Origin of the sequence: Bacillus xiamenensis (assembly GCF_001857925.1) — a bacterium.
Classification (GTDB): Bacteria; Bacillota; Bacilli; order Bacillales; family Bacillaceae; genus Bacillus; species Bacillus xiamenensis.
Map to the genome: position 1 here is coordinate 461,816 of NZ_CP017786.1, position 13,991 is coordinate 475,806.

Genomic DNA, 13,991 nt, shown 5'->3' on the forward strand with positions numbered 1-13,991 from the left:
ATGATGCCTTATTTACACACGAATAGCTCCTTAACACGTTTAAATTCTCATCACAAAACAAAAAAAGCAGACTCGTTTAAGTCTGCTTTATGCTATCTTCTAAAATTTCATGGGAACAACTTTTGCAAATCGCTCCTGACATTCAGGACATATACAATGAATCGTTTAACCACTCTTCACAATGTTCTATAAGCCATCACAAACAGCATGATGTACTTGAATGGCGACTGGCAGGATATTTTTTTCTTTTTTCTTCTTAAATTTGCCTAACGTAAATATTGGCAGTAAATAGGCTTCCTCTGTAGATATTAGATATTGGTGGTCATGTCACAAACAAATGAAGATTACACTGCAAAAATACTCAAAAACGACCTGGCGGATAAAAGTTCGGCCCCCATTCGGCCCCAAAATAAAAATAGAATAAAGATTCCTTGTTAGAAAAACAAAAAAACCTTGATGTATAAGCTTTATTTACCCTTCTGTATCCTCTGGTGTTCCTTCGTATTTTTTAAAAATCGAAAAAAATGTTACCTTTTTATACGCCTGTTTTAAACTGATTTCTGTCCACAAATTTAAGCTTTATCACCATTAATATATTTCACTAACATAGCTGCTGCGTACATAAAGAAAGCAGCGATTAAACCATTCACCATACTCCCAAAAACGACAATCAGAATCTGTCCTGCATAATCTGTCCATGTCTTATCTGGAAATACAGCAATGTTCCATATACTCACCAGCATATAGAATCCAGTCACAACGATAAACGTCCAAACAACTAACTTTGATTTGAGCATTTACTGACAATCCCCCAACATCCATTTTCTTCTATTATAACATGGGTTCTTTTCAAATCCCTAATTAATTCATCTTAATCCATATTCTTAGCTCCATCTAACTGAGGTTCTAATCCCTTCTTAACTTGTTATCCTTTCAAAACGTATATGAGCAATACACTGAATTGGTTTCTTCGTATGTTGAAGAATGTTCTTGTTCCAAATAACCATCAAATCCCAAAGCAGCTTTAACTATATTTTTACTCTTAAACAACATATCTCTTTGAATATCATCATCTCTCATGCCTGAAATATCGTCCATAAACATTGCGTGTAATTTAAATCTATTTTTCTCATATTCAAATCTAAGAACCTTCACTTGTATCCCCCTAATTTCAACACTTCAAACTTATGCTCATGTAACTACCTTCAACAAGCCAACAAATAGCTGATCAAATGGATGGAATTTTAGACTGACCACACTATATTTTCAGTGTGAATTTTATTATGGCAATGTTACCTTTTTGTTACCTCTTTGTTTTTAGAAATACAAAAGCCACTCTCGATTATCTCAAGAATGGCTCTGTATCAACGACTTTTTATATGATTCCGACTGGGCTCGAACCAGCGACCTCTACCCTGTCAAGGTAGCGCTCTCCCAGCTGAGCTACGGAATCGGGTTATGTATCAGTTCTGGGCTTTCTTTTACTGACAGTCTCTATTATATAACCATCATGGTGGAGCGTCAATGGTTTTGTTCAAAAAAGCGAAAAGGCGGTATCTGTAGCGGCTTCAGATTGTTGACAAAGGGCTAAAATGATCTTTATTTTAGCCCTTTGTCTTCTTTTCAGCGTGATCTGAAAACCTTTGCAATCTAGGAAGGACGAGTACCGGCGCGGAGCGAATTTGACATTCGTGAGCACCGGCACGCAGGACTGACAAAGAATGCGAGGGTTTGTCTACACGCTGAAGCCGGTATCTGTACCGGCTTTTCAATCACTTTTATGACTGGTTCACAAGAGCTGGCTTTAGTTGATCGAGTGCTTGTTTGAAGTCCCGTTTGAGGTCTGCTCCGTTTTCGACGCCTACACTTAATCGAAGCAACCCATCTGTAATGCCTCTTTTTTCTCTTTCTTCTTTTGGCATAGCGGCATGGGACATTTTGGCTGGGTAGGACAGAATGGATTCAACCGCGCCAAGGCTGACGGCGAATACAGGTAATGTGACGCCATCGACCAATTCTTTGACAGCCGCTTGGTTTTCTAGTTCAAATGAAAGAACAGCACCTGCACCGCTCGCCTGTTTCCGCTGAATGTCTGCCCCTGGGTGATCATCTAATCCTGGATAATATACTTTTTTGACCGCAGGATGTTCTTTTAGGAATGTAGCCAGTTCTAAAGCGGTTTGACTTGCTTTTTCTAATCTGACTTGAAGTGTTTTTAATCCCCTTAACACAAGCCAGCAATCCTGAACGCCAAGAACCGCACCGAATGAATTTTGCAGTGAATAAAGTTCTTCTCCCAGCTTCTCGTCTTTGACCACGGCTAAGCCAGACAATACATCACTGTGACCGCTCAAAAATTTCGTTGCACTGTGCAGCACAATATCAACACCAAGATCCAGCGGACGCTGAAGCGCAGGCGTTAAGAACGTATTATCTAAGAAGGTTAGACAGTCATGCTCTTTCGCAAGCTGGACAACGCCTGCAATATCCGTAATCCCTAGTGTGGGGTTTGACGGTGTTTCCATGTAAATGACTTTCGTATTCGATTGAATGCCTTGTTTGACTTCGTTTAAATCTGTCATGTCCACAAAGGTATGCTCAATGCCAAATCTCGAAAGAACTTGGGTGATCATCCTGAATGTTCCCCCGTACACATCTCTTGTGACAAGAACATGATCCCCTTTTGATAACAGAAGAAAAGCAGTTGAAATGGCTGCCATACCTGACGCAAAGGCAAGCCCTCTCGTTCCTCCTTCTAGCGCTGCAATCGTATCCTCTAGCGCCTGACGTGTAGGAGTGCCTGATCGAGAGTAGTCATATTGACCAAATTCATCGAAGCTGCTTTGGTGAAATGTCGATGCATGTTGAATCGGTACACTGACTGCACCTGTTGAGCGGTCTGTTTTAAACGCATTATGAACGAGTTGTGTTTCGAGTGTCCAATCGTGTGTGGTCATTTCGTGTGTACCTCCTCTTTCACTTTTGATAGTGCCTGCTTCAGGTCTGCTTTCAGGTCATCCACATGCTCAATCCCAACAGAGAAACGGAGCAGTTTGTTACACACACCGTTTGCGATGCGAATCTCTTCTGGGATGTCCATGTGCGTTTGCGTCGCTGGATACGTAATAAAGCTTTCAATTCCGCCAAGGCTTTCCGCAAAACAAATCGTTTTCAGCTGCTTTAAAAATGGGTTGACCCAGTCCTCTTTGGCAACACGGAATGACAGCATCCCACCCTTACCTGGGTAAAGAACATCTTGGATTTCCGGCTGCTGCTTTAGAAAGTCAGCTAATTCCTTCGCATTTGCCTCGTGCTGGCGCATTCTAAGAGCCAGCGTTTTCATTCCTCTCATTAAAAGCCAAGAGTCAAATGGAGATAAAACCGCTCCGATGGCATTTTGATGCTGGAACATATCTTCAGAAAGCTGCTCTCCTTTTGTGACCACGAGACCAGCAAGGACGTCATTATGTCCGCCTAAATATTTGGTTGCGCTATGAATGACAATATCCGCTCCAAGCGTAATCGGCTTTTGCAACACTGGTGTGTAAAAGGTGTTATCGACAATGACCAAAGCGCCATGCTCTTTTGCGATCTTCGCAACCTTTTGAATATCCGCTTCCTGCATGAGTGGATTTGTCGGGGTTTCAATAAAGACGGCTTTTGTGTTTGGCGTCATTTTAGAGCGTAAACAGTCTTCATCTGAAAAATCATCGTAAAGAAAACGCAGGCCATACTTTTTCCATTCGTTCTCGAACAAACGGTATGTACCGCCATATAAATCTGATGACACAATCAGTTCATCTCCGCTTTCAAATAGAGCCATGATCGTTTGGATAGCAGCCATTCCCGAACTGAAGGCAAAACCGGCCGTCCCTTCTTCGAGTGAAGCAATCGCATCTTCTACAAGCTGTCTTGTTGGGTTTTTCGTCCGAATATAATCAAACCCTGTTGATTCACCAATACCTCTATGTCTGTATGCTGTTGAAAGATAAACTGGAGGACTGACAGTGCCAGTCGCCTCATCGCTACGGTTTCCAATTTGCGCTAATTTCGTTTCCACATGTTCTGTCATTTGACACCATCCTAAGTAAAAATCTGATTTCAAAACAGAAAACCCCTTCTTCATAAGAAGAAGGGGTTTAATCGCTTCCTCTTATCTTCCAAGCAAAAAAACTGCTTGCTGGATTTAGCACCTTGGTACATCACATCATGTGATGCATACCGGTTGCTGAGGTTTCAAAGGGCCAGTCCCTCCACCTCTCACGATAAGAATGTGTTGTCTGTCTGTTCTAATTCTTAATACTGTAACGCATTAAAACTCATTTTTCAAGGGGAAATGTAACGATTAATTAAAATTTTCTGTATTTTGCACTAGATTGAATGTCAGCCGATTTGATTGCATGTTAGCATATAGGAACAACGCTGTTTTTCGTGTTACAATGAATGGAAACGTTTCACTTATGATGAATTTGGTTAGCTGGAGGAATGGATTATGGTGAAGAAAACAGGAATGATTCAAGAAGAAACCTTACACTCAAAAGAACTTGGGACGGACATGACCGTTCTGATTTATTTACCAGTCAATTACTCGCCCCTTTATACATATCATGTCATCATTGCCCAAGATGGTCATGATTATTTCCGCTTAGGTAAAATAGGCAGACAGGCGGAAGAACTCATGCAAAACAAAGAAATGGAACGCGCGATTATCATTGGTGTTCCCTATGAAAATGTCACCGAAAGACGAAATACGTATCATCCAGATGGCACAAAGTTCGAGGCGTATAAACGCTTTTTAGCAAATGAACTTGTCCCTTATATTGATGAACACTTTCCAACGTATCAAATCGGATCGGGGCGTACGTTTATTGGTGATTCACTCGGTGCTACCATCTCACTCATGACAGCCATTGATTATCCTTCGTTATTTGGCGGACTGATTTTGCAGTCCCCTTACGTTGATGAGTCGGTCTTACAAGCGGTCAAACAATCAGCATCACTTTCTCATTATGCCATTATCCATCAAATTGGGTTAGAAGAAACGGCTGTGAAAACAACAGATGGCCAAGTGCTTGATTTTATTCAGCCGAACGAAGAACTGAAGGCTCTTCTTGAACAGTCTGGTGCGGATTATTTATTTGAGACATTCGAAGGGGACCATAAATGGACATTTTGGCAGCCGCTCATTGCACCTTCGTTAAAAAGAATGCTCCCATATTCGTTCATCAACTGAATTTTGTTATAATAAACAATAATAAATACTTTCTTAATCAGGAGGGAACATGATGAAATACGGAGTTGTTTTATTTCCATCAAAAAAATTGCAAGATATTGCGAACTCTTATCGGAAACGTTATGATCCGAACTATGCACTCATACCGCCGCATTTAACATTAAGAACACCTTTTGAATTAACGGATCTAGAAGCAGCTGAGGTCGTCTCCACCTTGCGTGAGTATGCCAAAAATGCTTCTCCTATTACGTTACGTATCAAAAAATTCAGTTCATTCGCTCCTGTAAACAACGTCATTTATATGAAAGTAGAACCGAACGAGGAATTAATGGCTCTAAATGAAAAATTGTATACTGAACCACTGGCTGGTAAACCTGAATATGCATTTGTTCCGCATGTAACAGTGGCTCAAAAATTATCAGATGATGAGCATTCAGACGTACTTGGTACATTAAAGCTGAGAAAGATTGATCATGAAGAAACGGTTGACCGCTTCCACCTGTTATATCAGCTAGAAAATGGATCTTGGACCGTTTATGAAACATTTATTTTAGGAGAAGAGGGTTAAAGACATTTGAATACAGTCATCGCAAAAGCACAAACACAACGAGAAGATGCCTATTACGTTCGAAAAGAAGTTTTCGTGAAAGAACAAGAAGTCCCATTAGAGATCGAAATCGATGAATTAGAGGACGATGCCATTCATTTTGTCATTTATAACGATGACGATAAGCCGCAGGCTGCTGCTAGACTGCGGATGATTGACGGTCCTAAGGCAAAGCTTGAACGGATTTGTGTATTAAAAGAGGCGCGATCTTTCGGCCTCGGCCACCAACTATTAGAAGCACTAGAATCTGAAGCCATTGCCAATGGAGCGAAAGAAGCTGTCATGCATGCACAAATCCAGGCTCTTCCTTTCTACGAAAAGAAAGGCTACAAAGTCGTTTCTGAACCGTTTGAAGAAGCAGGTATCACACATGTAAAAATGACAAAAACGCTATCCGCTTAACGAAAAGAAACAGCCAGAGCATCATAGTCCTGGCTGTTTCTTTATTCATTATCGTTCGATTAGTGAAGAAAGCGCAGTCATTTATATATAGACATTGATATGAATGCCCTTGCCTTCTTCCATAAACATATCTCGTACAAAGCGTTCCCGCTTTTTTTGCTGTACTTTCGTCTCTGCTTCTGTCACTAAGTCCTCTTTTTTCTCCAGCTCTCTGTATACCTTGTCATGAAAGGTGCGCGTGACCTTTGTCACTTTCGCATAGTCTTCTTTATCCTGAGGAGCAGGACGGTTGATATATTGAAAATACAGATCCGGCTGAATCGGTGCTATATATCCCATCAAGAACGCCTCCTTTGCTTCTCTTCTATTCTACTATTCCCTAATTATGACTGTTTGAAACACGCCTCATTTGATATGATTAGTTGTGTTTCTTTTTAAGATTGATTGACTACTGGAGGACTAGCTTTGAAATGCGCACGACGACATGATCGAACGATCTCATTACATACGTATTCGAGAGAACATTATCAATTCCTCCATGATGAGGGAAAAAAAGGGCACTTATCTTGCCCATATTGCGGACAACCCGTCTTTTTCAGATTAAATATACATGAAGAGCCTGCCTTTATTCATAAACAGACATCTCAGCAAGAGCTGTGTGAAAAAGCAGAACAACAAGAGGAAAAGCAACCGGCAGAACGAGATGAACATGCATCCTACAAAGAACTTGGCGGCTTCCGTTTTCCAACCGGCAAACAGATCATCTCGGAAACAAAGGAAACGTTTGACTGGCAGGAACCGAGGTCTATTCAATTTGGCGAAGCCTTACATTTAGAAGAGAATGAACAAGTACATACCATCGACCTCTTTCCGCACATCACCTTTAGCGCGCCGCAGCTGCAAGCTGTCACACACAAAGATGGACCAATGCTTGTGCTGGCTGGTGCTGGCAGCGGGAAAACAAGGGTGCTGACGGCTAGAGCAGCTTATTTGATTTCACACCATCAAATTCCAGCTCACCATATCTTACTTGTGACCTTCACCACAAAAGCAAGCAGTGAAATGAAAGAAAGACTGCGCATGCAGTACCAGCTTCATCCATCACAGGCGGGTCAAGTGGTGACAGGTACGTTTCACAGCCTTTTTTATAAAATGCTGCTTCACGATGATCCGAACAAATGGAACGGACAGCATCTCATCAAGTTTGACTGGCAAAAGGAACAGTACATTCGGAAAGCGATGATGAATGAAGGACTGGATGAAAAAGACTACCCAACCGATCAAGTGCTGCAATCCATCGGCTATTGGAAAAATGCCTTTTTACCGGGCGAATTTCCTGAGCTGAAAGATGAAAAGGAAAAGCACATGTGGACGATCTATCAGTCGTATGAACAGCAAAAAAGGGACAATCAACAATTTGACTTTGATGACATGGCGATCGCCTGCTTACACATGCTGAATAAGCAGCCTGAACTGCTGAAGCGGTATCAAGAACGATTCAAGTATATTTTAGTTGATGAATTTCAGGACATTAATCCCGTCCAATATCAATTGATCCAGCTTTTGGCCGGAAAATCAGAGCAGCTATTTTGTGTAGGTGACGATGATCAAGCCATTTATGCCTTTAGAGGAAGTCATCCCGCTTTTATTCTTGATTTCAAACAGGACTACCCTTCGGCCGAGATCGTCCATTTACATGCGAATTACCGTTCTCATCATACGATTGTCGCAAGTGCAGATGCCATTATTAAAAAGAACCAGCATCGTTACGAGAAAACGTTAAAAGCCGTTCGCGTGGAGCAAATTCCTCCGACGCTCTTTTATCCATATGACGAGGAAGAGGAAGCGACCATGATCGTGGCAGATATTCAGGAGAAAATGCAAAACGGTGCAAAGCCAAATGATATTTGTGTCCTGTTTAGAACCAATACGGGAGGCCGCGCCATTTATGAGAGGCTTCATCAATCGGCGATTCCGTATGAGACCGATGCTGGCGTGAGAGCCTTTTATAGTAGACGAATGGTTCGGGTACTGCTCGCCTTTCTTTCCCTAAGTCAAGATGCAGATGATGTCGCTGCAATAAAACAGCTGCTGCCGGTTTTCTTTTTAAAGCAGCAAACACTAAATACACTGAAGGCGCTGACTATTACGGAGGATTGTTCGATGGTAGACGCACTTGGGAAACTAACAGACATCCAGCCGTTTCAGCAGAAAAAACTACAATCAATCATTCCTTTGTTCCAAACTTTACGAACGTTAAAACCGGCTGAAGCTGTGGCGTTTATTGAACAAAAGATGGGACTCGGTGATTATTTGAAAAAACGTGTCAATGATACGAATGTGCTTGAAAAAGGTGCAGATGATGTACGTGATGTGAAAACAGCGGCGAAACGCTTTGAAACGATTGAAGCCTTTCTCGCACATGCCGAACATATGAAAGCTGCTGAAAAGGAAAAAGCAGGGGAACCCGGCGTTCAGCTCATGACGATCCACCGCGCAAAGGGACTTGAATTCCAAACGGTGTACATCACTAGTGTGGTTGACGGAGCTTTGCCTCATGATTTTGCGCTTGATGAACTGAGAAATGGCAATGAAGAAGCCATTGAAGAAGAGCGGCGCTTATTATACGTCGCCATGACAAGAGCAGAACAATCCCTCTATCTATCTGTTCCATCTTTTAGAAGAGGAAAAACCGCTCACCGTTCTCGCTTTTTGTACCCTCTTCTAAAGAAAAATCGTGAATTATTCGCACAAAAACAACAGGCCCCCCTTTGAGTGGAGAGCCTGTTGTTTATTTTTTGTTATTCATCATTTTAGCGATTGTATTGAAATCAAGCTTTTCTTTTCCACTTGTAATGGATTGAACGATTTTGTCTTCCATTTCTTTAGGTACACGTTTGTTTGCAAGCTGCGCTACTTTTTTAATGACACCTCGAACGGTCGCTTCGTCTTTAAAATTAGCATTTTGTAAAGATCCTGCAAGCTTAAAGACGTCATTCATATTCACACCAGTTTTATTTTCCACGCTTTTAAAAAATTTATTATCCATTCATTTGCCTCCTCGTTGTGGAGTAATCACCTTACTATATGAAAATAGGCGAGATATGTGCCTATCCTACCGCGTTGTTCAATCAAAGAGAAAGGAAAGCAAAAGGCTCCCCCATTGCTTCCCTCACCTTCTTACTGTTTAGTTAAAGAAAGAAGCACCAACGATGATTAGAAGGATGAAAAGCACGACAACAAGAACAAAAGTTGAACCATAACCGCCGCCGTAGCCGCCGCCATAACCTCCGCAATAACCGCCACCGTAACCGTAACAACTCATATTTAAGCACCTCCTCTTCTCCCTTTCAAAATATGAAAAATACAAGAAATGGTTTGGACGATCACATAAAAAAGTGCGGAATTTTCATTTCTGCTGTTTAAAGACGTAAGCTGCATCTCCATGACGCATCATGAATGCCTCTGTTTCTTTCGCAAACGCATCCATCTTGTCGCCAAATGCCTTTAAATGCTGTTCAAGATCATTGGCTTTATCAGCTAGATCCATTTCAACCTTTTCGTGCGCTTGTTCTTTCCCATCATGAGGGTTAGTGAACAATGAGCCGATTAATTGTTCGAATGCGTCCATTCTGGTCACCCCTTCTCTCTTTCATATGCAGAACTAGAAAAAAGGGCAACAAAAAAACCGGATAAATCCGGCTTTTGTTTTTTCTACTATTGATATTTCTTTTTCTTTCCACACCCGCAGCCAGTCTTCTTGATTTTCTTCGTATATACAGATTGTTGGTTTGACTGCGCTGGATACCCTTGGAGCATATGTGACGGCGTTTCAGTTGGTTTCATCGCAACCCTTCCTTTCCTATTCCATGTTAGTATATGCATTTTTTAAAAGCGTGTCTGATCAGAATGCCTGTTTATTTCACAAGCTTCGACACGACCGCTTCAATAATGCCTGCTGCTGCGGCAATCGCTAATAGTAATTGAAGCCACACGCTGATGACAGGAAAAAGTATGTATATAACAAGTAAAGCAGCAGTGCACCACATACCCGTACACCAATAACAACTTAACAGCTCTCCTATCCAAGACCGCAGCCCTTTTCCTTTGATGATAATATAGGTCTCGACTTCGCCTTGTTCGTTTACCTCTTCTTGCTCTTCATGAAATAGGCGGCGAAAAGGGGCTGTAATCGTATCAAACACGATCAATCTCGTCAGCCTAAAGGATGCGAGGGCAAATATCACAAATGACATAGCACCGCTCAGTGAACCTCCACCTCCTTCTTGCTTCTTTTTTCTGTCCTTTCTTTATATATGCAAAAAGAACGACCGCCATGATGAATCGAGTGGAAATAAAATTGGGTTGTACTTTTTCACGCTTTCTGATTCCACCTTGAGCCTCTGCTGCATTAAATAATGTATAGATAAGAAAGGAGTGAAAGTATTGTCTATTGAAGAAAGTGCTGATTTATTATACACACAACTGTTAAACGAATTAATCAGGAATTATGATGATTTCATTGTGATCAAGGATTCCGAAAATGTCACGATTGATAAAACAGATGTAACAGCCGCACTCTCCCTTCAAGCGACCGTAACGACAATCATTACTCTTTTAATTCAAATTCTTGTACCAGATGATGAATTGGCTGCAGACATCACAGAACAGCTTTTAGCTGCACAACAAGTGACAGTTCAAAAGAAAACAGTGATTCAAATCATCAATTGTTATAACGTCACGATTACATTATCTGATGCATCCATTATGAACTCCGTCCAAATTCTCACTCAAACACTGAATGTACTTTTAATTGAAGCCGGCATTCTTTGACCCTTTCTTTTTCTAACATTACGTATGAAAGAGGTGAAATAATTTGTCTGAAGATAATAAAAAGCAAGATTACAATATTGATACAAATGTAGACCCTTTAACAAGTTTGCTTGTCAGTGATGTTTTAAATAAGTACAACATTACAGCAGAAAATAGACGACCTTTAAATGATGAACAAAAAAGAAATATTTTGAAGTTAGTTGAAGATCTTCAAAAGAAAGCAAATGATTTTGTTGAATCACAAAAAGAAAAAAAACGTCAAGAAGAAACTCAAACTGCTCAACAATCAGAAGAAACTCATTCTAAAGCCAATCGTGGAAAAAGAACCACATTAAGACATCGTATTCATCAACGAAGAGAGTCTGAGCAAAACAACAATTAATAAAAATGGGTTCTCATATCAGGATATTTGTCTCAAACCAAAATTGATATTTCGCATTTAATAAAGTAAACGAGAGGAGGAAAAAATATGGATTCAAAACCTTATTCATGGGTAGCTCTTGATCGTAACTGTACTCATCAAGAACACCACAATCACTATGATAGAAAGCCTGTATGTGGTGACAATTATTATGATCACGATGAAAACGTTCTTCAAAGTGGAGAGCAAGCTTCGCAAAATAAGCAAATTTCAGAAGAAGTCATCATTATTAGAGATTCTTGCGATATCAACGTTTCTTCAGTTGATGCTCAAGTCGCAGTTTCTGTTCAAACAGCGGTGCAACTGGCTTTAGTAGCCATTATTAATTTATCAATCGCTGACAATGACTTAGCTGATCAAATAGCACAAGATCTCGTACAATTAACAACCACTAAACAAGCAAATCGTCAAAAACTTGTCATTGAAAACTCTCGAGATGTAGTTGTTTCTACAGTTGATGCAGATGTCGCAGTTGCAGTTCAAACACTCGTGCAAGTTTTAGCTGCATTGATCATTGCAATCGGTATCCTCTAATGAAAAAAAGCAGAGCGAAAAGCTCTGCTTTTCCTTTTATAAAAATACAACAAAGATAAATAGTCATTTACCCACACCAACTAGAGGGCGCATACATATGTTGTTAAGGACTAAAGTCAAATACCTTGTTAAAGGAGCTGAAATCCATGAGCTGCGGAAAACACCATGGCCGACATGATGAAAACTGTGTATGCGATGCGGTTGATAAGATTTTAGCAGAGCAGGAAGCTGTAGAAGATAAATGTCCTACGAGCTGCTACAGTAATTTATTAAGCCCAACAGTTTCTGGAAAAGATACGATTCCGTTTTTACTTTTTGATAAAAAGGGCGGATTGTTCTCTACTTTCGGAAACATTGGAGGATTTGTTGACGATTCCCAATGCTTCGAATCCATCTTCTTCCGGGTTGAAAAATTAAATGACTGCTGTGCCACATTATCTGTGTTAAGACCTGTCGATGTACACGGACATACGTTAAGCGTTTGTCACCCTTGCGACCCTGACTTCTTTGGGTTAGAAAAAACGGACTTTTGTATCGAGGTTGATTTGAACTGCTTCTGCGCGATCCAATGTTTAAACCCAGAACTTGTAGACAGAGTGCTGCCAACAAAAGATAAAAAACATCATCATCACGGCTAAACAGCTCGTCCGTTGACCTAACTTGTCATGAATGAAAGCATCCCCTTCCTCAAAGAATGACAATCAATCATGCGGAGCAGTCAGCCAAAAAAAGCGGACGCTTCCGCATTGATTGAAACTAGATGCTTCAAACCGGCGAGTCACATAATAAAGCTTGTAGATGATGATAGTGCTCAAACACTCAAACAAAATTCCTTGTATAGGAGGGTTGAATATGAGCCGCAAACATTCATGGAACTGTGTAGCAGAGGCTGTTGAAAACATAGACGACTTACAAAATGCCGTCGAAGAAGATTGCCCGACTAGCTGTTACAGCAATCTCCTTTCTCCATCACATTCATTAGGTGACACTGTCCCGTTTGTTCTATTTACATCAAAATCAAAACCATTTGTCGCATTCGGAAACGTCGGAGAAGTAGATGCTGGCCCTTGCTTCAGCACTGCATTTTTCAGAGTCGAACACATCTCTGATCACTGCGCAACACTCAGCTTGCTTATTGCATTTGACAAAGACCGTCATATTTTAGATTTTACAGATAAAGATTCCGTATGTGATGTGTTCCGATTAGAAAAATCAAAGTATTGCATCGAAGTGGACCTTGACTGCTTCTGCGCAATCGAGTGCTTAAATCCACGTCTCATCAACCGTAGCTGCTAACAAAAAAGTCCCTTTATGGGACTTTTTTGATGTTCATTAAAAACCAAGCGGATGAATAGAAGAGATATCATCCATCGCTAATTCCACTGGATTTCCGCCGCCTGCTGTACGGATGACCACCGTATTGTCTTTTCTCTCTATGATAATCCCTCTGTATGTCTTTCCATCGGCTTCAATCAGACAAAGGGCTCTTGGCATATTATGCGGCAAACTTGTCAGAAAATCGACCTTCTCCTCTATGTTCATTTGACTTAAAGGTTTTTTCACTCGTTTTCTTTTTGGTTCTTCTTTTGATTCATGAAATACGCCTTCTGGCGGCTTTTCTTGTTCTTGTACTGACTCTCGCTCTTGTGAGAGCTCTGATTCCTGTATGACCTGTCGTTCAGGTGCAGGCGGCTCTTCTTTTTTCTGCTCTACTTCTTGAGATAAAGGTTCCTGCCTGCTTTCTTCACTTGCTTCCTCTTTAGTGCTTTTTTTGCTTTCTGGCGGTTTTTCTGACTTCTTTCGTTTTCTCACAATATTTTGCATGGCCGGCGCCGATTCATCATAGCTCGGCTGCACAATATACATAAGCGGCTTTTGATTCTCATCACCTTTATTTGACATACTGATCCCTCCCGAATGATTCATTCCTTATATATATGAGCGGACCCCTCAAATCAGAA

At 40.9% G+C, this 13,991-nt stretch carries 20 protein-coding genes, 1 tRNA gene, 1 pseudogene and 1 riboswitch; of the genes and pseudogenes, 9 read left to right on the forward strand and 13 right to left on the reverse strand.

Annotation, left to right across the window (positions count from 1 at the left end):
* Window positions 1-186: 186 nt before the first annotated feature.
* The 6 genes and pseudogenes from BK049_RS20065 to BK049_RS02310 form a co-directional block, all read right to left on the reverse strand.
* Window positions 187-291, reverse strand: a pseudogene (locus tag BK049_RS20065) (CatA-like O-acetyltransferase); the annotation flags it as partial.
* A gap of 281 nt (window positions 292-572) precedes the next feature.
* A complete protein-coding gene (locus BK049_RS02290; protein ID WP_017359644.1) occupies window positions 573-797 on the reverse strand; it encodes a hypothetical protein in 225 nt (74 codons plus the stop codon).
* Between the two features lie 136 nt (window positions 798-933).
* A complete protein-coding gene (locus BK049_RS02295) occupies window positions 934-1,155 on the reverse strand; it encodes a hypothetical protein (protein WP_071167763.1) in 222 nt (73 codons plus the stop codon).
* Window positions 1,156-1,380: 225 nt separating this feature from the next.
* Window positions 1,381-1,453 (reverse strand) — tRNA-Val (locus BK049_RS02300).
* Between the two features lie 325 nt (window positions 1,454-1,778).
* Window positions 1,779-2,957, reverse strand: a complete 1,179-nt coding sequence (gene metC, locus BK049_RS02305; RefSeq protein WP_071167764.1) for a cystathionine beta-lyase — start codon at window positions 2,955-2,957, stop codon at window positions 1,779-1,781.
* Window positions 2,954-4,072 carry a methionine biosynthesis PLP-dependent protein gene (locus tag BK049_RS02310; protein WP_008355397.1) on the reverse strand — a complete coding sequence of 373 codons (1,119 nt, stop codon included), beginning with the start codon at window positions 4,070-4,072 and terminating at the stop codon, window positions 2,954-2,956. Before BK049_RS02310 ends, metC begins: the two co-directional genes overlap by 4 nt.
* 78 nt (window positions 4,073-4,150) lie before the next feature.
* Window positions 4,151-4,272: riboswitch (SAM riboswitch) on the reverse strand.
* A gap of 220 nt (window positions 4,273-4,492) precedes the next feature.
* Between BK049_RS02310 and BK049_RS02315 the strand changes: the two genes are divergently transcribed.
* From BK049_RS02315 to BK049_RS02325, 3 genes are read left to right on the forward strand one after another with little or no spacing between them, the layout of a single operon-like run.
* Window positions 4,493-5,233 (forward strand): esterase family protein, encoded by a 741-nt coding sequence (locus BK049_RS02315; RefSeq protein WP_008355396.1) that lies wholly within the window; start codon window positions 4,493-4,495, stop codon window positions 5,231-5,233.
* 52 nt (window positions 5,234-5,285) lie between these two features.
* A complete protein-coding gene (locus tag BK049_RS02320; RefSeq protein ID WP_008355393.1) occupies window positions 5,286-5,801 on the forward strand; it encodes a YjcG family protein in 516 nt (171 codons plus the stop codon).
* 6 nt (window positions 5,802-5,807) lie between these two features.
* Window positions 5,808-6,242 carry a GNAT family N-acetyltransferase gene (locus BK049_RS02325; RefSeq protein WP_008355391.1) on the forward strand — a complete coding sequence of 145 codons (435 nt, stop codon included), beginning with the start codon at window positions 5,808-5,810 and terminating at the stop codon, window positions 6,240-6,242.
* An 81-nt stretch (window positions 6,243-6,323) separates the two neighbouring features.
* Here the strand turns inward: BK049_RS02325 and BK049_RS02330 are convergent, their stop codons facing one another.
* Window positions 6,324-6,581 carry a hypothetical protein gene (locus BK049_RS02330; RefSeq protein WP_008355389.1) on the reverse strand — a complete coding sequence of 86 codons (258 nt, stop codon included), beginning with the start codon at window positions 6,579-6,581 and terminating at the stop codon, window positions 6,324-6,326.
* 126 nt (window positions 6,582-6,707) lie between these two features.
* Between BK049_RS02330 and BK049_RS02335 the strand changes: the two genes are divergently transcribed.
* Complete coding sequence (locus BK049_RS02335; RefSeq protein ID WP_071167765.1) at window positions 6,708-9,017, forward strand: ATP-dependent helicase; 2,310 nt, start codon at window positions 6,708-6,710, stop codon at window positions 9,015-9,017.
* Between the two features lie 16 nt (window positions 9,018-9,033).
* Here the strand turns inward: BK049_RS02335 and spoVIF are convergent, their stop codons facing one another.
* The 5 genes from spoVIF to BK049_RS02355 form a co-directional block, all read right to left on the reverse strand.
* Entirely contained in the window at window positions 9,034-9,291 is a 258-nt protein-coding gene (spoVIF, locus tag BK049_RS02340) for a sporulation-specific transcription regulator SpoVIF (RefSeq protein ID WP_003212292.1), read from the reverse strand.
* A 138-nt stretch (window positions 9,292-9,429) separates the two neighbouring features.
* Window positions 9,430-9,567, reverse strand: a complete 138-nt coding sequence (locus tag BK049_RS02345) for a YjcZ family sporulation protein (RefSeq protein ID WP_008348419.1) — start codon at window positions 9,565-9,567, stop codon at window positions 9,430-9,432.
* An 84-nt stretch (window positions 9,568-9,651) separates the two neighbouring features.
* Window positions 9,652-9,873, reverse strand: coding sequence for a hypothetical protein (locus BK049_RS02350; protein ID WP_071167766.1), 222 nt, complete (start codon window positions 9,871-9,873; stop codon window positions 9,652-9,654).
* An 86-nt stretch (window positions 9,874-9,959) separates the two neighbouring features.
* A complete protein-coding gene (locus tag BK049_RS19940; protein WP_008355383.1) occupies window positions 9,960-10,088 on the reverse strand; it encodes a hypothetical protein in 129 nt (42 codons plus the stop codon).
* Window positions 10,089-10,159: 71 nt separating this feature from the next.
* On the reverse strand, window positions 10,160-10,498 hold the full coding sequence (locus tag BK049_RS02355; protein ID WP_008355381.1) for a DUF1360 domain-containing protein: 339 nt from the start codon (window positions 10,496-10,498) through the stop codon (window positions 10,160-10,162).
* A gap of 181 nt (window positions 10,499-10,679) precedes the next feature.
* Here BK049_RS02355 and BK049_RS02360 point away from each other — a divergent pair, with 181 nt between their 5' ends.
* From BK049_RS02360 to BK049_RS02380, 5 genes are all read left to right on the forward strand, one after another.
* Window positions 10,680-11,075, forward strand: a complete 396-nt coding sequence (locus BK049_RS02360) for a spore coat protein (protein WP_244887363.1) — start codon at window positions 10,680-10,682, stop codon at window positions 11,073-11,075.
* A gap of 43 nt (window positions 11,076-11,118) precedes the next feature.
* A complete protein-coding gene (locus BK049_RS02365) occupies window positions 11,119-11,457 on the forward strand; it encodes a spore coat protein (RefSeq protein ID WP_071167768.1) in 339 nt (112 codons plus the stop codon).
* 87 nt (window positions 11,458-11,544) lie between these two features.
* Complete coding sequence (locus tag BK049_RS02370) at window positions 11,545-12,030, forward strand: spore coat protein (protein ID WP_071167769.1); 486 nt, start codon at window positions 11,545-11,547, stop codon at window positions 12,028-12,030.
* A 146-nt stretch (window positions 12,031-12,176) separates the two neighbouring features.
* Complete coding sequence (locus BK049_RS02375) at window positions 12,177-12,668, forward strand: CotY/CotZ family spore coat protein (protein WP_008355373.1); 492 nt, start codon at window positions 12,177-12,179, stop codon at window positions 12,666-12,668.
* 214 nt (window positions 12,669-12,882) lie between these two features.
* The gene (locus BK049_RS02380; RefSeq protein ID WP_008355371.1) at window positions 12,883-13,326 is read left to right on the forward strand and encodes a CotY/CotZ family spore coat protein; all 444 of its coding nucleotides are present in this window, start codon (window positions 12,883-12,885) and stop codon (window positions 13,324-13,326) included.
* Between the two features lie 36 nt (window positions 13,327-13,362).
* On the opposite strand, the gene BK049_RS02385 is transcribed toward BK049_RS02380, so the two are convergent.
* Window positions 13,363-13,932, reverse strand: coding sequence for a CotO family spore coat protein (locus BK049_RS02385; RefSeq protein ID WP_071167770.1), 570 nt, complete (start codon window positions 13,930-13,932; stop codon window positions 13,363-13,365).
* Between the last annotated feature and the right edge of the window lie 59 nt (window positions 13,933-13,991).